This is a genomic window from Mycobacterium sp. TH-M103, from assembly GCF_057473785.1.
Genome location: NZ_JBYCLG010000282.1, coordinates 1 through 18,386, shown reverse-complemented (window position 1 = coordinate 18,386; position 18,386 = coordinate 1). Strand labels below are relative to the sequence as shown.

The window sequence follows — 18,386 nt, the reverse complement described above, 5'->3', positions numbered from 1 at the left end:
GAAGATGTCGGAGATGATGCGCATCGACGGCTTGGGCGGATAGATGTAGGTGTTGCGCACCATGAACTCTTTGAGGATGTCGTTCTGGATGGTGCCGGCCAGCTTCTCCGGCGGCACCCCCTGCTCCTCGGCGGCCACCACGTACAGCGCCAGGATCGGCAGCACGGCCCCGTTCATCGTCATCGACACGCTGACCGCCGACAGGTCGATGCCGTCGAACAGCTGCCGCATGTCGAGGATGGAATCGATTGCCACGCCTGCCATTCCGACGTCACCCTGCACGCGCGGGTGGTCGGAGTCGTAGCCGCGGTGGGTGGCCAGGTCGAAGGCCACCGACAGGCCCTTCTGGCCGGCGGCCAGGTTGCGCCGGTAGAACGCGTTGGAGTCCGCCGCGGTGGAGAACCCGGCGTACTGGCGAATGGTCCACGGCTGGTTGACGTACATCGTCGGGTAGGGCCCGCGGATGAACGGCGGCTCGCCGGGGAAGCTGTTGAGCGGATACCCCTCGGCCTGCGCGGCGGCGCGGTCGGCGGCGACGTAGACCGGCTTGACGTCGATGCCCTCCGGGGTGTGCCAGCTGTCGTCCCGATCCACCGCGGCGGCGGGCGGCCGCCCGGCGCGGTCGCCCTGCAGCGGGACGTCGGCGAAACTGCCGATCACTGAGGTGCTTGCGGTCATCGCGGCTACGCCCCCAATCGGGTGAGCAGATTCGACAGGACTTCGACCGCATCGATTTTCGCGGTCAGGTACTCATCGGGCCGAGGCTCGGCATCGCCCATCGCCTTCTCCGGCCCGGCCAGGTACACCCTCGCCACGCCGGCGCCGCGGGCCGCCGCCACGACGCCCGCCGCCTCGTCCCCGTAGCGCTTGTCGGTGCCGCAGATGACCGCCGCCTCCGGTGAGCCGGCGTCGGACACGGCCTGCGCGACGCCGGCGGCGTCGAGCGGCCCGGGGTTGACCGCCTCGATCCCGCCGGAGGCCAGCAGGTTGGCGGCGAACGTCGCCCGGATGTTGTGCTCGGCCAGCGGGCCCAGCGGCAACAGCAGCGCCCGCGGGCGGGCGCCGGTACGGGCCAGGAAGGAATCCGAGCGGTCCCGCAGCGCCTCGAACGCGGCGGCGTAGCGGGCCACCGTCGGCGTCGAATCCTGTTGCGGCAGAGCCGCCTCGGCCAGGTTCGGGAACTCGTTGACGCCGGTGATCGCGGTGCGGCGGTGCGCGATGTCCTCGGCGCGGCGCGCGGCCACCACCGCGATCTGCCCGGCGAGGTAGCCGCGGGCGTCGGCGAACCCGCCGCGGGACTCGATCTCCTGGAAGTGCCCCCAGGCGTCGCGGGCCAGCTCGTCGGTGAGTTCTTCGACGAACCACGAGCCGCCGGCGGGATCCAGCACCCGTCCGACGTGGGACTCCTCGAGCAGCAGCAGTTGGGTGTTGCGCGCGATGCGGCGCGCGAAGCTGGCCGATACGCCCGGGAAGCCGGCCGGGATCGCGACGTCGAACGGGTGCATCAGGACGGTGTCGGCGCCGCCGACACCCGCGGCGAACGCGGCCACCGTGGTGCGCAGCATGTTCACCCACGGGTCGCGCTGGGTCATCATCGGCAGCGAGGTCTCGGCGTGCAGCACCGCCGCGCCGCCGTCGGCGTCACCGGCCACCTCGGCGACCCGCGCCCACAGCCGGCGAACGGCCCGCAGCTTGGCGATCGTCATGAACTGGTCGTCGTCGGCAGCCAGCCGGAAGCTGATCTGGCGCAGCGCGTCGCCGACCGGGATCCCCGATTCGACGAGCATCCGCAGGTAGGCCACCGCGGCCGCCACGCTGCCGGCCAGCTCCCACGCCGCGCTGGCGCCCAGGTTGTGAAAGGCCGGTCCGTCGACGGTGATCGCCCGCACGCCGCGGCGCCCGGCTGTCCGGCCCGCGACCGCCATCACGTCCTCCACCGGGCACGACGGCCGGCCACCCAGCGCCGCGCTCAGCGGGTCGGCGCCCAGGTCCACCGCCGGTGTCGCGCCGGCATCCAGCCGGTCGACCAGCTCCAGCACCGCGTCGCAGGCCGCCGCATAGTCGGCGCCCGCGTCCAGGATCAGCGGCGCCAGGTCCAGGTGCACGCCGGCGAGCAGGCCGCCGAGCTGCCCGGGTGCCACGCCGGACTCCCCCACCCGGACCAGCAGCGCGCTAACCCCGTCGTTGAGCGCGGCCAGCACCGCCGCGTTGCCGTCGTCGGCGCCGGGCCTGGGGAACACCTCGGCGACCTTCCAGCCGGCGTTGACGTCGCGCGCCGCGTCGCCACCGCGCACGTAGGGCCACTCGCCGGGCAGCGGCGGCTCGGGCAGCTCGTCGAAGGCGGTGTAGAGCGCCCGGACGGCAAACCCGTCATAGGTCGGGGTGTCCAGCGAGCGCTCGGGTTCCTTACCCAGCTCCGCGGGGTCACGCCGGGCGCTCTTGGCCAGCACACCCGCGACCGCGGTGCGCCAGCGCGCCAGCGCTTCCTGACCGGCTGCTGGTTCGGCAGGTACCTCCGTTGGTACGTCCACGGACACCGACTGCTCCTGTAATCGCAGGAATTGGCAATCTTCCCCATCCCGGGTCGCCACTTGCTAACCAGGCTAATTGATCGGCTGCGGCCCTCCCGCGGGGAGGTCGCCATCGCGAAACGCCAGACTCGGGCAACGCGATATTCACCCGCGGCCCGTAACCTTTGAAGACGTGACGGCCCCCGCCACCGGCAAATCCACCGGCGTCCTGCGCAGCGTCGGATGCGCGCTGGGCGCGACCGCGCGTCAGCTGTCCCGGCCGCGCGCCATCGCGACTGCGCTCGGCATCGGCGTCGTGGTGGCGGTGGCGCTGCTGGTGCCGCTACCGACCGCGGTGCAGGTGCGCGACTGGGCGCAAACCGTGGGACCGTGGTTCCCGCTGGCGTTTCTGACCGCGCACGTCGTCGCCACCGTGGTGCCGATTCCCCGCACGGCGTTCACGCTGGCCGCCGGGCTACTGTTCGGCCCGCTGCTGGGCGTGCTGATCGCGGTGTCCGCCAGCGCCGCCAGCGCGGTGATCGCCCTGCTGCTGGTACGCGCCGCGGGATGGCAACTGGGCCGCCTGGTTCGCCACGGCGCGGTCGACAAGGTGGACACGCGCCTGCGGGAGCGGGGCTGGCCGGCGGTATTGTCGCTGCGGCTGATTCCCGTCGTACCCTTCTCCGCGCTGAACTACGCCGCCGGCGCGTCGGCCGTGCGGGTGCTGCCGTTCGCGGTGGCCACCGTCGCCGGCCTGCTGCCCGGCACCGTCGCCGTGGTGGTCCTCGGCGACGCGCTGGCCGGTCACCCCGACCCGCTGCTGTATCTGGTGTCGCTGTGCACGACCGCCCTGGGGCTGCTGGGGCTGGTGTTCGAGGTTCGCCACTACCGGCGTCAGCACCGCCACGAGCCTGCCGTCGGCCGCTGAGCGAACCGCACTTTTAGCGCCCCGGCATCGAGATCCGCGGTGGCAACCCGGCCAATCCGCACGCGGGATGCTCGGTTCCGGTGGAGTTCTCCTGGCAGAGTTGGTGCAGCCCTGGCTGGACAGGTGGCACCTGACCGCCGTCGTCACGCTCCCTCGCCCAGGGGCAGGGTGAGCACGAACTGCGCCCCGCCCTCGCGCGGCAGACACACCAGCTCGCCGCCGTGCGCGCGGGCCAGGGCACGGGCGATCGGCAGGCCCAGGCCGGCGCCGCCGTGATCGTAGGCGCGGCCGGCATCCAGGCGCACCAGCCGCTCGAAGATGCGTTCGCGCTCGGCGTCGGGAACACCGGGTCCGGTGTCGGTGACGGTCACCCGGGCGGCGCCGTCGCTGACGGCGACGTCGATGTGGATGGCACCCCCGCCCGGGGTGTGCCGGCGCGCGTTGTCGAGCAGATTGGCCATGATCTGGGCGAGCCGCGTCGAGTCCGCGGTGACGGCGAGCTCGCTCAGGCCGGTACGGATCACGGTGAGCTGCGGCGCCAGCAGCGTGGTCCGGTCCGCTTCGGCGTCCACGACGGCTGCCAGGTCGACGTCTGCGACCTGCAGCGGAATCCCGGCGTCGATGCGACTCAGATCCAGCATGTCGGCGACGAGGCGCCCGGCGCGACGGGCGTCCGCCAGCAGCAGGCCCGCCCTGCGGTACTGCCCGCGCGCGGCGGGGTCCTCCCGGTGCCGGACGGCGCTGCCGGCGATCTGTTCGGCCGCCGCCTGCATGCCGGCGATCGGGGTGCGCAGCTCGTGGGCGGCGTCGGCGAGGAACTGCCGGGTCGCCGCCTCGGCGCGCCTGGCCGTGTCGGCGGCCTGCCGGGCCTGCCGCTCGGAGGTCTCCAAAGCGTCCAGCATCCGGTCGAACGCGCCCGCGGCGCGGCCCAATTCGGTGTCGGCGCGGTCCGGATGCAGGCGACGGCCCCGGTCCCCGGTGGTGATGTCGTCGGCCAGCGCGGTGAGCCGGTCCAACGGCCGCAGCGCTGCCCGGCTGACCGCGACCACCAGCAGCGCCGCCAACAGCAGGGTGGCCAGGCCGGCCCCGATCATCAGCCCGCGCAGCTGGCGGGTCACCTGCGCGGTCTGCGTGGTGTCGGCGACCAGGACGAGCCGGGCGCCGCCGGGCAAGGGGTGCACCACGACCGTTGCGGTCGCGTCCGGCGGTGGCGGCGGTGGCGGTCGTGGCGGCGGGGGCGGCCAGGCGGGCATGCCGGGCGGGGGCGGGCCGTGCGGCGGCGGAGGGGGCGGACCGGGCGGCGGCACGAACTCGCCGGAGCGGGCGTCGGGGCTGATGCCCCGGTCGCCGTAGCTGGCGCCGTCGGCGGTGACCAGCAACGCCCGCACACCACCCCCGTTGAGCTCGGCGGCCAGCAGGTCCGGCGGCGTCCGGGCGGCGGTCAGCGCGTCGGCGCGCGACGTCGCCGCCAGCAGCCGGTCGTGCAGGTTCCGGCGGGCCAGCACGCCCAGGCTCACGTCGATGGTGGCACCGAGCACGACCAGCAGGCCGGCCAGCAACGCCAGCAGCACCACCGTCACCCGGCGCTGCAGCGACGGCGTCGGCGTCGTCACGGCCGCTGCGGCTGCAGGCGGTAACCGATACCGCGGACGGTGTGCAGGATGCGCGGCCCGTGGGCCTCGAGTTTGCGCCGCAGGCCGCTGACGTGGACCTGCACCAGGTTGGGGTCGTAGGCGTCATAGCCCCACACGGCGTTGAGGATCTGCCCGGCGCTGACGATGCCGCCGCGCTGCTCGACGAGGAAGGCCAGCAGCCGCAGCTCGGTGCCGGTCAGCTCCAGCCGGTGCCCGTTGCGCGCGGCCACGCCGGCCTCGACGTCCAGCACCAGGTCGCCCACCTGGACGACCCGCGGCAACCGTCCGCGCCGGCGCAGCACCGCGCCGACCCGCGACACCAGTTCGGCGAGCTCGAAGGGTTTGACGACGTAGTCGTCGGCACCGCCGTCCAGGCCGCGCAGCCGGTCCTGCAGGGCGTCGCGGGCCGTGATCAGCACGATCCCGATGTCTCCCCACTCGCGGATCACGTCGATGAGCGCGAACCCGTCCCGCCCCGGCAACATCACGTCGAGCACCACCAGGTCGGGCCGCAGCCCGTCGAGGGCCTCCTCCAACTCGTCGCCGTCACGGCGGACGTCGGTGTGGTAGCCGACCTCGGTGAGCGCCTCGCCGACCATCTCGCGGATCGTCTGGGAGTCTTCGACCACCAGCACCCGCGGGGTGCCCGCAGTGAGCCGATCGCCCGCCCCCAGCAAATCGGCCATGCCCCCTTTGTAATGCCCCTTTCTGGGATTGGGCTGAAGATCGCTCTGCACCTACTCTGCTGCTATCGCTGCTAATGTGCCTGCATGGTGGCCATCACGATCCGCGGCATCCCCGACGACGTCCGCGACGAATTGGCCGCGCGTGCCGCCCGGTCGGGCCAGTCGCTGCAGGAATACCTTCGCGGCCTGCTCGTCGCGACGGCGGCCAAGCCGACGGCACGCGACGTCGTCGCCCGGGCCCGCGCGCGGGTGAACGCGACCGGCGTGCGCCTCGACGCGGACGCCATCCTCGCCGCGAAAGAATCCGATCGCCGGTGAGCGAGCGCGTCGTCTGCGATGCCTCGGCCATGGTCGCCGTCCTGCTGGATTCCGGCAGCGACGGCCTGTGGGCGACGGCACAGCTGACAGACGCCGAACTGGTGGCGCCCGCGGTGTTTCCGTTCGAATGCGGCAACGTCATCAGGCGGGCCGAACTCGCCGCGGCGATCGGCGCCGACCAGGCCGCGCAGGCCCACGCCGACCTGCTCGACCTACCGGTGGACCTGTGGCCGTACGAGTTGCTGGCGGCCCGGGTGTGGGAGCTGCGAGCGAACCTGTCCTGTCACGACGCCGCCTACGTCGCGCTCGCCGAGCTCCTGGCCGCCCCGCTGGTGACGCTGGACCGGCGGATCGCGCGGGCACCGGGCATCGCCTGCGCGGTGTCGGTTCCCGACGACAACTGACGCAACTTCTTCAGACCCACTTCAGGTCCGGCTCCTAACGTCCGGGCACATGAGCACCGAAGACAACGACCACAACCCCGCAGTCACCCCGGCACCCATTCCTGCACCCGCCGCCGCCCCACCGCGCGAGCCACTCCGCCACTCCACGCCCGTGGTGGTCGGCGCCGCCGTGGCGGGCGCGCTGGTCGGCGCGGTCGGCACCGTCGCGGCGATCGCCTTCGCCTGGATCATCAGCGCCGGGCCACCCGGACCACCGCCCCCGCCGCCGCTGCTGGCCCCGCACCTGCATCCCGGCCCCCCGCCGCCGCCGATGCCGGGACTCACGTCCGACGGCTTCGGCTTCGGGCCGCCCGGACCGGCCGGGCCGCCGCGGGGCTTCCGGCCACCACCACCGCCACCGCCGGGCGGGCCGCCGGCCCCGGCCCAGCCGCCGGCCCCGCACAGCTGAGCACGCCGACCTGCGCGCCTCAGCGCGGGGCCGGCCGCGCGTCGCGCTGTTTCCCGACCAGTGCGCGCGCCTCCTCCTCGCTTTCGACCGCAGGCCCCGAGCCCGGCAGCCGCTTGCCGGCCACCTCGGGGGTGAAGAACAGCGTCGCGGCGCCGACCAGCCCGGCGAACATCAGGATGTAGGCCGGCATCAGCGCGTTGCCGGTGGCGGAGACCAGCGACTCGGCGATCAGCGGGGTTGGCCCGCCGAAGGCAGAGACCGCGATGTTGTAGGCGACGGACACCGCGCCGTAGCGGACGTTGGTCGGGAACAGGGACGGCAGCGTCGCCGGCTCGACGCTGTTGAAGCACAGCAGGGTCAGCCCCACGATCAGCACGCCCGCGAACTTCGTCGGGTAGCCACCCGCGCGCATCAACATGAACGCCGGTATCGACGCCGTCATGAGCAGGACGCAGCCGGTCCACATCAGGGGTTTGACGCCGACGCGGTCGGACAGCCTCGCCACGAACACCACCACGGTCATCAGGATGACCAGCACCATCAGCAGCATCACCAGCGCCGGGTTGTCCGGCAGGCCCACGGTCTTCTTCAGGTACGTGGGCAGGTATCCGGTGGTCATGTAGCTGACGACGCTGATCGTCAGCTCCAGACAGACGCACAGCACCAGCGCCTTCCCCTGCCCCAGCACCGTCTTGCGGAACTGTTCACGACCAGAGGTTGTGCGCTCGTCCTCACCCATCTCCTCGTAGTCGGGCGACTCTTCGATGCGCAGCCGCATCAGCAGCGCCGCCAGGCCCAGCGGCGCGCCGAGAAAGTACGGGAGGCGCCAGCCCCAGCTGGTCATGTCCGAGGTCGACAGCAGGACCTGCAGCGCCGTCACCAGGCCCGCACCCGCGACGTAGCCGCTCAGCGTGCCCATCGGCAGAAACCCGGCCATCATGCCGCGTTTTCGGTCCGGGGCGTGTTCGTCGACGTAGGTCATGGCGCCCGCGAACTCCCCGCCGGTGGACAACCCCTGACAGACGCGGATGAGGACGAGCAGGATCGGCGCCCAGGCCCCGACGGTGCCGTAGCCCGGCAACAGGCCGGTCGCGGTCGTGCTCGCCGCCATGAGCACGATGGTGATCATCAATACCCTCTTGCGCCCGATGCGATCGCCCAAGGGGCCGAAGATGAATCCGCCGAGGGGCCGCACCCCGAACGCCGCGGTCAACGTGCCGAATGTGGCGATCAGGTTGCCGGTGCTGGAGGTGTTGCCGGGATAGAAGACCTGCGCCAGCGTGGTCGCCGTGTAGCTGTAGAGGCTGAAGTCGTACCACTCCATGAAGTTGCCGATCGCGGTGCCCTGGATGGAGCGGTGCGCCGCATCCATGTCGGCGACCCGAATTTCGTCCCGCGACCATCTTTTCGTTCTCATCGAGCGGTGACGTACCCGCCACGGGCGGGGTCTACGCGTTCGCGTGGATCACGGCCGCTCAAACTGCGAGGATGGCACGAATGTCGGCAAACTCCCTTCGCGGCAGGCTGGGTGGACGTCTGCTCCGGTCGCGGCGGCTGATGCGCGCACCGATCTGGATCTTCAAGGCCCGCGCGGGCGCAGCTCCGGCCCGTGCTGGAGACGACGCTCGGCGTTCCGATCACCGAGACGGGCACGCCGCTACCGCTGGTCGAGTTGCGTCTCGACTAGCTGCGGTCGGGTCCCTTGACCGTCATGACGGCGAAGGTGGTCAAAAACGCCGCAGCCGGCAGGGTGTTGACGATCTTGTCCCGCGCCCGGATGTGCGCACCGACCGCCAGGACGAAATACAGCGTCAGCATCGCCGTGGTCAGCCTGGCCAGCGCCGGGAACCGGCTCACCGACAGCAGGCCGATCGCGGCGGCGGCCTTGACCACCGGCAGCACCGGCCGCACGCTCTCGGGGACATCGAGGTCGTCGAGGATTTTCTTGATCGGGGCTACCGGGATGGCGCAGGCCACCGCATCGCCGGCATGGAACGCGGCAAGCGCCGCATATGTTTTCGGGGAAGTCAGCACGCTCATGTGCAGATCCTATTGCGCGGCGCCGGCGGCGCCGGCGGCAACGGCGGCGGCCTGCTATAACCGGCGACCGACGCCGACACGGCACGCTCTCGTCCCGCGCGCCGATCTGTTGACTATTGGCCCAATTCCGGCGGCCGGTGACCCTCCACCGGCTTCTGCGCAATCGCCTCGGCCCTGGCCACCGCCCGCGCGATCGCCGGATCAGTCTCAGTCGAAAACCAGTCGGCGACCTCGGCGTCATCGGTCTCGCGCTGCGGCGCCTCGTCAACCGGCGACGGCTCGAACCGGAACACCCCGTCCTCGCCCGGCTTGCCCAGCATCCGGGTGAAACCCTGCAGCGCGGCGTTGAAGTCGCTGGGCACCACCCACACCTTGTTGGCGTCACCGCGCGCCATCTCCGGCAGCGTCTGCAGGTACTGGTAGGCCAGCAACTCCGGGGTGGGCCGCGCGGCCTTGATCGCGGCGAACGTCTTCTCGATGGCCTTGGCCTGCCCCTGCGCCTGCAGGTAGGCCGCGGCGCGCTCGCCCTGGGCGCGCAGCATGCGGGACTGCCGGTCGGCCTCGGCGGCAAGGATCGCGGCCTGCTTGGCGCCCTCGGCGGCCAGGATCTGCGCCTGCTTCTGCCCCTCGGCCTCCTTGATCGACGACTCCCGCATGCCTTCGGCGGTCAGAATCATGGCCCGCTTCTCGCGGTCGGCCTTCATCTGCTTCTCCATCGAGGCCTGGATCGACGGCGGTGGGTCGATGCTGCGCAACTCGACCCGCGCCACCCGCAGGCCCCACCGGTTGGTGGCCTCGTCGAGCACGCCGCGGAGCTGGGCGTTGATCACCTCGCGGGAGGTCAGGGTCTCCTCCAGCGTCATGCCGCCGACGACGTTGCGCAGCGTGGTGGTGGTGAGCTGCTCGACCCCGACGATGTAGTTGCTGATCTCGTACACGGCCGCCTGCGGACTGGTGACCTGAAAGTAGACCACGGTGTCGATGTTGAGGGTCAGGTTGTCCTCGGTGATCACCGGCTGCGGCGGGAACGACACCACCCGCTCGCGCAAATCCACCCGCGCGCGCACGCGGTCGATGAACGGAACCAACAGGGTCAGCTGACCGCTGACCGTGCGGCTGTACCGGCCCAGCCGTTCGATCACCGCCGCCTCGGCCTGCGGGATGAGCGCGACCGACTTGGCCACCACGACGACGGCGAAGATCACCAAAACCACCAGCAACACCAGGCCGGCTACCGCTCCTTGCACCGGAGTTCCTTTCTCTCGCAGCGTCTGTCGAACGCCGTCACGCGGTCCTGAACACCACCGCGGTGGCGCCGTCGATGTGCACGACGGTGACCGACTCCCCCGGTTCGTAGACATCGCCGTCGTTCAGCGGCCGGGCCGTCCACACCTGGCCGTCGAGCTTGACCTGGCCCGCATCGCGGGCCACCCGGTCGAGCACCAGCGCATTCTTGCCCTCCAGCGCCTGGATGCCCAGCTGCGGCGCCCGGGGCGTCAGCTTGCGCCGCAGCGCCGGCCGGACCAGCACCAGCAGCAGGACCGAGACGATCAGGAACACCAACCCGTCGGCCCAGATCGGCCAGTCCGCCAGCCAGGTGACCGCCGAGGCAGCCAGCGCGCCGCCACCGAGCATGAGCAGGAACATGTCGCCGGTGAGGGCCTCCGCGCCGGAGAGCACCAGTGCGAAGATCAGCCAGAGCGCCGCGCCGGGCATGCGGCCAGAATACGCGTGATCGGCCGACGCGGGACAAAGCAACTACACTGCGACATCGTGTGGTGTCCCAGTGTTTCGCTGTCCCTGTGGGGCAACGCCTGGCTCGCGGGCAAGGCCGCGCCCGATGACGTCCTGGACGCGTTATCCCTCTGGGCGCCAAAGCAATCCGTGACCGCGTATGATGCGGTCGCCGCGGGCCACACCGGCCTGCCCTGGCCCGACGTCAACGACGCCGGGGCGGTGTCGCTGTTGCAGACCCTGCGCACGGCAGTGGGGCGCCCGGCGGGTGGTCCCGGCGGTCTGCGCGGCAGCATCAACGTGCTGCTGCCGGTGCCCGGCGACGTGCGGGGGCTGGCCGCCGGAACCCAGTTTCAGCGCGACGCCCTGGCCGCGGGCGAGGCGATCATCGTTGCCGGCCCCGGCGCTCCCGGCAGCACCGTCGGACTGGTGCCCGAGTTCGGCTACGGCGACTTCGAGGACGCCGACGACGACGCGGGCCTGCCCGAATCGTCCGCGCTGTCCTGGACGGTCTACTCGCTGCCCGGTGTGCCGGTGCCGCATCACCACGACCTCGGTGACGCCGAGTACTCGCTGCGCTCGGCCGTGCGGTCGGCCGCCGACGCGCTGGGCACCCTCGGTCTCGGGTCGGCATCGTCCGACGTCGACGACCCGCGCGGGCTCGTCGAGCAGCTGCTGGAATCCACACGGCAGCACCGGATTCCCGACCATGCACCGTCACGCGCACTGCGGGTGCTGGAGAACGCCGCGCACGTCGACGCCATCATCGCGGTCAGCGCCGGGCTCAGCCGATTGTCGGACTCCCCCCGGGGCGGGTTCGCCGGGCTGGAACCGATCGCGGCGCAATCCTCCTCCGAGTCCCGCATCGCCAACGACGCGCTGCTGCCGCTGAACGCGGTGGTGCGTTCGGCGCGGATGGCCGCCGTCACCGCGATCCTGCACTCGGCGTGGACGGAGTGAGGGTCGCTACTGTTGCGGCGCCACGCAGTGCGGCGGGCGGCACGGCTCGCCGTTGACGCTGGCCAGGCAGCCGGGCACCGGATTCCGGCCGCCCACCCGCAGCGGCGTGCGGTCGTCGCGCAGTTCGTCGATCAAACCGGCGGCCAGCCGGGCGAATCGCCTGTCGGCGTTGGGTGTTGCAGCCCGGGCCAACGCGATGCCCGCCGCCTCGGCCTGCAGGCGCAACTCGTGGTCGAGGTCCCACACCACTTCGATGTGGTCGGCGACGAAGCCGATCGGGCACACGACGACGGCGTCGTTGCCGCCCTTCGCCAGCGCCCCCAGGTGGTCGGCGACGTCGGGTTCCAGCCAGGGCACCTGTGGCGGGCCCGACCGCGACTGCCACACCACGTCGTGCTCGGCGTAGCCGGCGGCCGCCGCGACCAGCCTTGCGGCATAACCGACTTGGCGGCTGTAGAGGTTCGGGCCGCAGCGCCGGTCGGCGGCCACCGGCACCGAATGCGCGGTGAACACCAGCCGCGCGGCATCGCGTCGCCCGGGAGGCATCGTGGCGGCGGCCGCAGCGATCGACTCGGCGAACATCTCAACGAACAGCGGGTGGTCGAAGTAGGGCCGCAGCTTGACCAGCTCGGGCGCTCCCGGCCCGGTCACCCGCCGGGCCCGGGCGATGTCCTCGACGTACTGGGTGCAGCTGGAATACCCGCTCCACGCCGACGTGGTGAACACCGCCGCCCGCCGAACGCCGTTGTCGCGCATCGTGGCAACGGTTTCCTCGACGTAGGGCTCCCAGTTGCGGTTGCCGAAGTACACCGGTAGCCCGGTTTCTGTCTGCAACTCGGCGATCAGCGCCCGGTTGATCCCGTTGATCGGCGACACCCCGCCGAAGTGCAGGTAGTGTTGCGCGACCTCGTCGAGGCGTTCGGGCGGAACGCCACGGCCGCGGGTGACGTTCTCCAGGAACGGCCGCACCTGCTCGGGACCTTCCGGCCCGCCGAACGACAGCAGCAGGACGGCATCGAATTGCATTGGTGCCTACAGTAATTGGGTGCTGGCGCCGCCATCGGCGAAGATGATGGTCCCAGTCGTGGCCGGCAGCCAGTCGGAGAGCACCGCGCACACGGTCTTGGCAACCGGCGTGGGGTCCTTCATGTTCCAGCCGATGGGCGCGCGCTGGTCCCAGCCCTGCTCGAGCAGCTGCATCTGGGCGCCGGCTTCGTCGCCCAGCGCGCCGCCGACGATCGCGCTCATGGCCAGCGTCCGGATCGGCCCGGCGGCAACGAGATTGGAGCGCACACCGTACTTGCCGGCCTCGCGGGCCACGAACCGGTTCACCGATTCCAGCGCGCTCTTGGCCACGGTCATCCAGTTGTAGGCGGGCATGGCACGGCTCGGGTCGAAATCCATCCCGACGATGCTGCCGCCGGGATTCATGATGGGCAACAACGCCTTCGCCAGGGAGGCGTAGGAGAACGCCGAGATATGGATGCCCTTGGAGACGTCTTCGTAGGGGGCGTCGAAGAACGGGTTGATGCCCATCCCGGTCTGCGGCATGAAGCCGATCGAGTGCACCACGCCGTCGAGCTTGTGGTCCCGCCCGATCGCCTCGCTCACCCGGTCGGCGAGCGTGTTCAGGTGCTCCTCGTTCTGCACGTCGAGCTCGATCAGCGGCGCCTTCTCGGGGAGCCTGTCGGCGATGCGCTGGATCAGCCGCAACCGGTCGAACCCGGTCAGCACCAACTGCGCCCCCGCCTCCTGAGCCACCTTGGCGATGTGGAACGCGATCGACGAGTCGGTGATGATCCCGCTGACCAGGATTCGTTTGCCTTCGAGCAGTCCTGCCATGTCCGTCCTTGTTTCCTTCTGGCTCAGTGGTGGCTCAGTTCTGGCTCAGTGGCCCATGCCCATGCCGCCGTCGACCGGGATGACCGCACCGGAGATGTAACTGGCGTCCTCGGACGCCAGGAAGCTGACCACCCCGGCGACCTCGGCGGCGGTGCCGACCCGCTTCGCCGGGATGAATTGCAGGGCGCCCTCCTGGATGCGCTCGTCGAGCGCACGGGTCATGTCGGTGTCGATGTAGCCCGGGGCAACCACGTTCGCGGTCACGTTGGCCTTCGACAGCTCCCGGGAGATCGAGCGGGCCATGCCGATCACGCCGGCCTTGGAGGCCGCGTAGTTGGCCTGGTTGCCGATGCCCCAGGTGCCGGAGACCGAACCGATGAAGATCATCCGGCCGAACCGCTTCTTCTGCATGCTGCGCGACGCCCGCTGAGCCACCCGGAAAGCCCCGGTGAGATTGGCGTCGATGACCTTCTGGAACTTCTCCACGGTCATCCGGATGAGGAAGGCGTCCGCAGACACGCCGGCGTTGGACACCAACACCTCGACGGGGCCCTGGTGCTCCTCGACCTGCTTGAAGGCGCGGTCGACGGCGGCCTCGTCGGTGACGTCGCACTCGACGCCGAACAGCCCCTCGGGCACCCCGGATCCGCGGTGGGTGACGGCCACCTTGTGTCCGTCGGCGGCCAGCCGCCGCGCGATCGCCAGGCCGATCCCCCGGTTGCCGCCCGTGACCAGGACGGAACGGGACACGAACGGGGGCCTGACCGCTTCGGCGGCGTTCTCGGTGGTGGCGTCGGTGGCTGTGTCAGTCACTCCGTCAACCTAGCGCCTTGCCGGGCGGGGACTGCAATCGGCTCGCCGCGACTCAACGACGGCGCAGGACGATGTCGACGGCGGCCTCGATGACGTCGTCGCCGGGCACCGTGCCGAACATCAGCGACGGGCAGGCGACCACGCCGGAGAGCATGGAGACCGCCGCCTCCAACTCCGGCCCCTCCGCGAAAGCCTGGGCGAGCATCGTGCGGATCGGCCGCTGGCCTTCGGAATTGATTTCGTCCCTGACCCGGTTCATCGCATCGGCCATCGCCCACTCGGCCATCGCGGCAAGCACCCGGTCCAGGCGCAGGTCGAGCACCGCCTGCCGGAACGTCTTGAGCTCCCCGATCAGATCGGCGCGCAGATCGCCGGTGGGCTCGTGGTGTTCGAAGTTCCGCAGGGACTCCAAGGCGAGTGCGGCGAGGTCGGGGCGCGACGGCCAGTGCTTGTAGAGCGTGGTCTTGGAATAGCCGGCCTTCTCGGCGACGCGAGCGTGCGTGAGCGCCTCGGAGCCCTCCTCGACGAGCACGTCGAAGGCCGTACGCGCGACGTCGGCCCGGGTTCGGGTGATCCGGGCGTCTTCGCCCGGCGCGCTCGATGGGCGGCCGCGGTCGGTCATCGGTGCGCTTCCTTTCCCGCGGCGAGCGCTCGAGCGGTTCACGGGTGGTCCGCAAAGAAAACTATCCGATGAACAAGGAGACCAGAATCATACCCCTCGATCACTAGTGGTCTGTTAGTTCATTACTGTACGGTTGGTGAATCCAGCGCCGTGGACTTGGGAGTGAACCGCATGGACCGGAAGAACGAAGCGGGTGCACGGCTGGCCCGCAGAGCCGACGAGATCGACACCCGCTACCACCCGTCGGCGGCGCTGCGCCGCCAGCTGAACAAGGTGTTCCCGACGCACTGGTCGTTCCTGCTCGGCGAGATCGCGCTGTACAGCTTCGTCGTGCTGCTGCTCACCGGCGTGTACCTGACCCTGTTCTTCGACCCGTCGATGACCGAGGTCACCTACAAGGGCGTCTATCAGCCGCTGCGCGGCATCGAGATGTCGAAGGCCTACGCCTCGACCGTCGACATCTCCTTCGAGGTGCGCGGCGGGTTGTTCATGCGCCAGATCCACCACTGGGCCGCGCTGATGTTCGCCGCCGCGATCATGGTGCACCTGGCTCGCGTCTTTTTCACCGGCGCGTTCCGGCGGCCGCGCGAGGCCAACTGGGTGATCGGGTCGCTGCTGCTGATCCTGGCCATGTTCGAGGGCTTCTTCGGCTACTCGCTGCCCGACGACCTGCTCTCGGGCACCGGCCTGCGGGCCGCCCTGTCGTCGATCACCTTGGGAATCCCCGTGATCGGCACCTGGCTGCACTGGGCGTTGTTCGGCGGGGACTTCCCCGGCGACGTCCTGATCCCGCGGCTGTATGCGATCCACATCCTGATCTTCCCGGGCATCATGCTGGCGCTGATCGGACTACACCTGGCGCTGGTGTGGTTCCAGAAGCACACCCAGTTCCCCGGGCCGGGCCGCACCGAGCGCAATGTTGTCGGCGTGCGGGTGATGCCGGTGTTCGCGGTGAAGTCCGGCGCGTTCTTCGCGGCCATCGTCGGCGTGCTGGGACTGATGGGTGGCCTGATGCAGATCAACCCGATCTGGAACCTGGGCCCCTACAAGCCATCCCACGTCTCGGCCGGCTCGCAGCCCGACTTCTACCTGATGTGGACCGACGGGCTGGTGCGGCTGTGGCCGGCCTGGGAGTTGTACTTCTGGCACCACACCGTTCCGGCCGCCGTGGCCGTCGCGGTGCTGATGGGCGTGATCTTCGCCGTCCTCATCGCCTACCCGTTCCTGGAAAGGCGGTTCAGCGGCGACGCCGCCCACCACAATCTGCTGCAGCGTCCGCGCGACGTCCCCGTGCGCACGTCCATCGGGGCCATGGCGATCGCGTTCTACCTCGTGTTGACGTTCTCGTCGTTCAACGACCTCATCGCCTACAAGTTCGACATCTCGCTGAACGCGACGACCTGGATCGGGCGCATCGGGATGGTGGTGCTCCCGCCGATCGTCTACTTCGTCACCTACCGCTGGTGTGTGAGTCTGCAGCGCAGCGACCGCGCGGTGCTCGAGCACGGCATCGAAACCGGCATCATCAAGCGCCTGCCACACGGCGCCTACATCGAGGTGCACCAGCCGCTGGGTCCGGTCGACGAGCACGGCCACCCCGTCCCGCTGCCCTACCAGGGCGCTCCGGTGCCCAAGCGCGTGAACAAACTCGGCGCGGGCGGCCGACCGGGCGCCGGCAGCCTCCTGTTCGCCGATCCACCCGCCGAAGCGGCGGCCCTGCGCGAGGCGGCCCACGCCGGCGAACGGCGCGCCCTGACGGCGCTGCGCGGGCGCCAGAACGGCGACAACGGCCACGATCCGGAGCCGTAACGGCGCACCGAGCCGGGCAGGGCCGTCAGGCGGGCAGGCGGCGGTTGATCAGCAGCGCCGCCAGCGCCGCCAGCGCCAGCACCAGCGCCCCCAGCCGCAGCCAGCCGGCACTGGCGTCGCCCTTGATGGTCTCGTAGCCGATCTGCTGCTGCAGCGAGGCGTAGACGGCCTTCAGCTCCTGCAGGTTCGACGCGCTGTAGGAATTGCCGCCGGACAGCTGGGCCACCTTCTTGAGCGTCTCGTCGTCGACGGGCACCGGCTGACGCTGGTCGTTGATCTCGACGAAGCCGTAGGGCGTGCCGAACGAGATCGTCGAGATCGGCACCCCCTGGTCCTTGGCGGTGCGCGCGGCGGTGAACGCGCCCTTGGGGTTGTCGGGGCTGGTCGGCATCGTCTCCTTGCCGTCGGAGAACAACACGATGCGCGCCGGGGGCGGGGTGTCGCCGCCCCCGATCACCGCACCGACCGTCGCGATCGCCTGCAGCGCGGTGAAGATGGCCTCACCCGTGGCGGTCCGGTCGGCGAACTGCAGCTTGCCGAGCGCGTTCTTGGTCGCATCCCGGTTGGTGGTCGGCGACACCAGCACCGTCGCGGTGCCCGCATAGGAGATCAGCCCGAGGTTGATACCCGGGGTCAGCTCCTCGGCGAACTGCTTGGCGGCCTCCTGCGCGGCGACCATCCGGTTGGGCGCGACGTCCGTGGCGCGCATCGACTGCGACACGTCTATCACCAGCATCACCACCGCGCGGTTGCGCGGAATCCGCACGTCGCGGGTGGGGCCGGCCATCGCGACGGTGAGCAACACCAGCGCGGCCACCAGCAGGATCGCCGGCACGTGCCGCCACTTGGCCGGCCGCTTGGGCGCGACGCTTTCCAGCAGCTCCATGTTCGCGAACCGCAGAATCCGCCGCTGCCGGGCCAACTGCATCAGCACGTAGAGCACGGCCAGCCCGGCGACCACCAGCAGGAACAGGAAAAACCACGCGTGTTCGAAGCCGGACAACGACATCGGGCCGAGCAACGGCAACGTCACTGCCGCCCCGCCAGTGCCCCACGCCGCCGGGACTCCACGAAACGCACGATGTCGGCGAGCCAGTCCCGGTCGGTGCGCAGCGTCAAAACCGGTGCGCCGCAACCGCGGATCGTGCGCGCGACGTCGGCGCGGTGCGCCGCGGCCGCCTTGGCGAAGTCGTCGCGCAGCTGGGCGTCGATGGTGAACTCGCGGGTCAGCCCGGACTCGGCGTCCTGCAGCACGACGTCGCCGACGTCGGGCAGTTCGACATCGCGGGGGTCGAGCACCTCGATGGCCAGCACCTCGTGGCGGGCCGCGATCGCCCGCAGCGGGCGCATCCAGTTGATCGGCCCCAGGAAGTCGCTGATGATGACCGCCATACCGCGCCGACGCTCCGGGCGGCGCAGCGCGTCGATGGCCGTGGCCAGATCCCCGCGCACCCCGATCGGCGCCCGCGGGGTGGTGGCGATGGTGCGCAGCAGCGTCTGCTCGTGCTGGCGTCCGGACCGCGCGGGCACGCGGATCATCCTCTCGCCGTTGGTGATCAGCGCGCCGAGCCGGTTGCCGCCCCCGCTGTTGAGGTAGGTGATCGCGGCCGCCGCCGCCACCGCCAGGTCGCGCTTCTC

At 70.8% G+C, this 18,386-nt stretch carries 20 protein-coding genes and 1 pseudogene; 7 read left to right on the top strand and 14 right to left on the bottom strand.

The genetic code is table 11. The features are described 5' to 3' along the window. Both AC2VOR_RS16075 and mutA read right to left on the bottom strand, forming a co-directional pair. Nucleotides 1-678, bottom strand: a 678-nt coding sequence (locus AC2VOR_RS16075; RefSeq protein ID WP_486964108.1) for a methylmalonyl-CoA mutase family protein, incomplete at its 3' end; no start/stop codon positions are given. Between the two features lie 5 nt (nucleotides 679-683). Continuing rightward, the gene (gene mutA / locus AC2VOR_RS16070; RefSeq protein ID WP_486964107.1) at nucleotides 684-2,537 is read right to left on the bottom strand and encodes a methylmalonyl-CoA mutase small subunit; all 1,854 of its coding nucleotides are present in this window, start codon (nucleotides 2,535-2,537) and stop codon (nucleotides 684-686) included. 166 nt (nucleotides 2,538-2,703) lie between these two features. Here mutA and AC2VOR_RS16065 point away from each other — a divergent pair, with 166 nt between their 5' ends. Next, nucleotides 2,704-3,438 (top strand): TVP38/TMEM64 family protein, encoded by a 735-nt coding sequence (locus AC2VOR_RS16065; protein WP_486964106.1) that lies wholly within the window; start codon nucleotides 2,704-2,706, stop codon nucleotides 3,436-3,438. Nucleotides 3,439-3,581: 143 nt separating this feature from the next. Here AC2VOR_RS16065 and AC2VOR_RS16060 read toward each other — a convergent pair whose 3' ends face one another. Together AC2VOR_RS16060 and AC2VOR_RS16055 are read right to left on the bottom strand one after the other, a co-directional pair. Beyond that, a complete protein-coding gene (locus AC2VOR_RS16060; RefSeq protein ID WP_486964105.1) occupies nucleotides 3,582-5,051 on the bottom strand; it encodes a sensor histidine kinase in 1,470 nt (489 codons plus the stop codon). Then, a complete protein-coding gene (locus AC2VOR_RS16055) occupies nucleotides 5,048-5,758 on the bottom strand; it encodes a response regulator transcription factor (RefSeq protein ID WP_486964104.1) in 711 nt (236 codons plus the stop codon). Before AC2VOR_RS16055 ends, AC2VOR_RS16060 begins: the two co-directional genes overlap by 4 nt. Before the next feature lie 84 nt (nucleotides 5,759-5,842). On the opposite strand from AC2VOR_RS16055, the gene AC2VOR_RS16050 reads away from it, so the two are divergent. The 3 genes from AC2VOR_RS16050 to AC2VOR_RS16040 are packed head-to-tail and all read left to right on the top strand — an operon-like array spanning nucleotide 5,843 to nucleotide 6,928. After that, nucleotides 5,843-6,076 carry a FitA-like ribbon-helix-helix domain-containing protein gene (locus AC2VOR_RS16050; RefSeq protein ID WP_486964103.1) on the top strand — a complete coding sequence of 78 codons (234 nt, stop codon included), beginning with the start codon at nucleotides 5,843-5,845 and terminating at the stop codon, nucleotides 6,074-6,076. After that, entirely contained in the window at nucleotides 6,073-6,480 is a 408-nt protein-coding gene (locus AC2VOR_RS16045; RefSeq protein WP_486964102.1) for a type II toxin-antitoxin system VapC family toxin, read from the top strand. The genes AC2VOR_RS16050 and AC2VOR_RS16045 overlap by 4 nt, the downstream gene beginning before the upstream one ends. 49 nt (nucleotides 6,481-6,529) lie before the next feature. Beyond that, nucleotides 6,530-6,928: a hypothetical protein gene (locus AC2VOR_RS16040; RefSeq protein ID WP_486964101.1), complete on the top strand. Its 399-nt coding sequence runs from the start codon at nucleotides 6,530-6,532 to the stop codon at nucleotides 6,926-6,928. A 19-nt stretch (nucleotides 6,929-6,947) separates the two neighbouring features. Here the strand turns inward: AC2VOR_RS16040 and AC2VOR_RS16035 are convergent, their stop codons facing one another. After that, nucleotides 6,948-8,300 (bottom strand): MFS transporter, encoded by a 1,353-nt coding sequence (locus AC2VOR_RS16035; protein WP_486964109.1) that lies wholly within the window; start codon nucleotides 8,298-8,300, stop codon nucleotides 6,948-6,950. Nucleotides 8,301-8,525: 225 nt separating this feature from the next. Between AC2VOR_RS16035 and AC2VOR_RS16030 the strand changes: the two are divergent. Continuing rightward, nucleotides 8,526-8,615: pseudogene (locus AC2VOR_RS16030) on the top strand (nitroreductase family deazaflavin-dependent oxidoreductase); the annotation flags it as partial. On the opposite strand, the gene AC2VOR_RS16025 reads toward AC2VOR_RS16030, so the two are convergent. The 3 genes from AC2VOR_RS16025 to AC2VOR_RS16015 all read right to left on the bottom strand — a co-directional run bounded on the left by AC2VOR_RS16025 (nucleotide 8,612) and on the right by AC2VOR_RS16015 (nucleotide 10,684). Next, a complete protein-coding gene (locus AC2VOR_RS16025; RefSeq protein WP_369739104.1) occupies nucleotides 8,612-8,968 on the bottom strand; it encodes a DoxX family protein in 357 nt (118 codons plus the stop codon). The pseudogene AC2VOR_RS16030 and the gene AC2VOR_RS16025 sit on opposite strands and share 4 nt — an antisense overlap. A gap of 113 nt (nucleotides 8,969-9,081) precedes the next feature. Continuing rightward, complete coding sequence (locus tag AC2VOR_RS16020) at nucleotides 9,082-10,215, bottom strand: SPFH domain-containing protein (protein ID WP_369739105.1); 1,134 nt, start codon at nucleotides 10,213-10,215, stop codon at nucleotides 9,082-9,084. Nucleotides 10,216-10,252: 37 nt separating this feature from the next. Beyond that, complete coding sequence (locus AC2VOR_RS16015; RefSeq protein ID WP_486964100.1) at nucleotides 10,253-10,684, bottom strand: NfeD family protein; 432 nt, start codon at nucleotides 10,682-10,684, stop codon at nucleotides 10,253-10,255. A 57-nt stretch (nucleotides 10,685-10,741) separates the two neighbouring features. Here AC2VOR_RS16015 and AC2VOR_RS16010 point away from each other — a divergent pair, with 57 nt between their 5' ends. Next, the gene (locus tag AC2VOR_RS16010; protein ID WP_369739107.1) at nucleotides 10,742-11,662 is read left to right on the top strand and encodes a hypothetical protein; all 921 of its coding nucleotides are present in this window, start codon (nucleotides 10,742-10,744) and stop codon (nucleotides 11,660-11,662) included. Between the two features lie 6 nt (nucleotides 11,663-11,668). Here AC2VOR_RS16010 and AC2VOR_RS16005 read toward each other — a convergent pair whose 3' ends face one another. From AC2VOR_RS16005 to AC2VOR_RS15990, 4 genes are read right to left on the bottom strand one after another with little or no spacing between them, the layout of a single operon-like run. Further along, nucleotides 11,669-12,688: a ferrochelatase gene (locus AC2VOR_RS16005; protein ID WP_486964099.1), complete on the bottom strand. Its 1,020-nt coding sequence runs from the start codon at nucleotides 12,686-12,688 to the stop codon at nucleotides 11,669-11,671. 6 nt (nucleotides 12,689-12,694) lie between these two features. Then, a complete protein-coding gene (gene inhA / locus AC2VOR_RS16000; protein WP_369739109.1) occupies nucleotides 12,695-13,504 on the bottom strand; it encodes an NADH-dependent enoyl-ACP reductase InhA in 810 nt (269 codons plus the stop codon). Between the two features lie 45 nt (nucleotides 13,505-13,549). Next, entirely contained in the window at nucleotides 13,550-14,317 is a 768-nt protein-coding gene (fabG1, locus tag AC2VOR_RS15995) for a 3-oxoacyl-ACP reductase FabG1 (protein ID WP_369739110.1), read from the bottom strand. 52 nt (nucleotides 14,318-14,369) lie between these two features. After that, nucleotides 14,370-14,939, bottom strand: a complete 570-nt coding sequence (locus AC2VOR_RS15990) for a TetR/AcrR family transcriptional regulator (RefSeq protein ID WP_369739111.1) — start codon at nucleotides 14,937-14,939, stop codon at nucleotides 14,370-14,372. A gap of 171 nt (nucleotides 14,940-15,110) precedes the next feature. On the opposite strand from AC2VOR_RS15990, the gene qcrB reads away from it, so the two are divergent. Further along, nucleotides 15,111-16,748: a cytochrome bc1 complex cytochrome b subunit gene (gene qcrB / locus AC2VOR_RS15985; protein WP_369739112.1), complete on the top strand. Its 1,638-nt coding sequence runs from the start codon at nucleotides 15,111-15,113 to the stop codon at nucleotides 16,746-16,748. Nucleotides 16,749-16,773: 25 nt separating this feature from the next. Here the strand turns inward: qcrB and AC2VOR_RS15980 are convergent, their stop codons facing one another. Together AC2VOR_RS15980 and AC2VOR_RS15975 are read right to left on the bottom strand one after the other, a co-directional pair. Next, nucleotides 16,774-17,781: a VWA domain-containing protein gene (locus AC2VOR_RS15980; RefSeq protein WP_369739113.1), complete on the bottom strand. Its 1,008-nt coding sequence runs from the start codon at nucleotides 17,779-17,781 to the stop codon at nucleotides 16,774-16,776. Then, nucleotides 17,778-18,386, bottom strand: a 609-nt coding sequence (locus AC2VOR_RS15975) for a DUF58 domain-containing protein (protein WP_486964098.1), incomplete at its 5' end; no start/stop codon positions are given. The genes AC2VOR_RS15980 and AC2VOR_RS15975, both read right to left, overlap by 4 nt.